The organism is Citrobacter sp. R-1.5.2, assembly GCF_035064245.1.
Lineage (GTDB): Bacteria > Pseudomonadota > Gammaproteobacteria > Enterobacterales > Enterobacteriaceae > Citrobacter.
In genome coordinates, this window is sequence record NZ_JASEYC010000098.1 from 1 (window position 1) to 434 (window position 434).

The window sequence follows — 434 nt, forward strand, 5'->3', positions numbered from 1 at the left end:
GGGACGCGTAAACCCCATTCGCCGAAGCGCGTTCCAGTACAACGCTTTCTCCACCCACAGTACTTTCATTTTGAACAGACATGAGCATTCCTTGTTAATCCGTTATAACGTCGTGATGGTTAAGGTTGTTTTGGTGCCAGAGATGACAATTCGGCTCTGAGCTCCGCGCTGAGCGCCGGGTTCAGCAGAATTTTTTCCAGCTCCTTTCGAAAAGCCTGGTTATCCAGCAGATTGGCCTTTAAATCACGCAGCAGGTTGCGCATGGAAAGCATGGCTTTCAGCTGGGGTATTTGTCTGGAAACCTGTTCCGGTGAGAAATCTTTCATGTTCTGGAATGTCAGACTGATGGTGTCCTCGCTGCCGTCATCAGCAAGCGTATTTTTAACAGTGAGGTCGACTCTGGGGGAATAATCAGAAAGAACAGCATCGAAATT

1 protein-coding gene and 1 pseudogene are annotated in these 434 nt (G+C 48.4%); both read right to left on the reverse strand.

Annotated features, from left to right (window positions below):
- Window positions 1-88, reverse strand: a pseudogene (locus tag QMN38_RS26775) (type VI secretion system contractile sheath domain-containing protein); the annotation flags it as partial.
- 31 nt (window positions 89-119) lie between these two features.
- On the reverse strand, window positions 120-434 hold a 315-nt coding region (tssB, locus tag QMN38_RS26780; RefSeq protein ID WP_323606430.1), incomplete at its 5' end, for a type VI secretion system contractile sheath small subunit.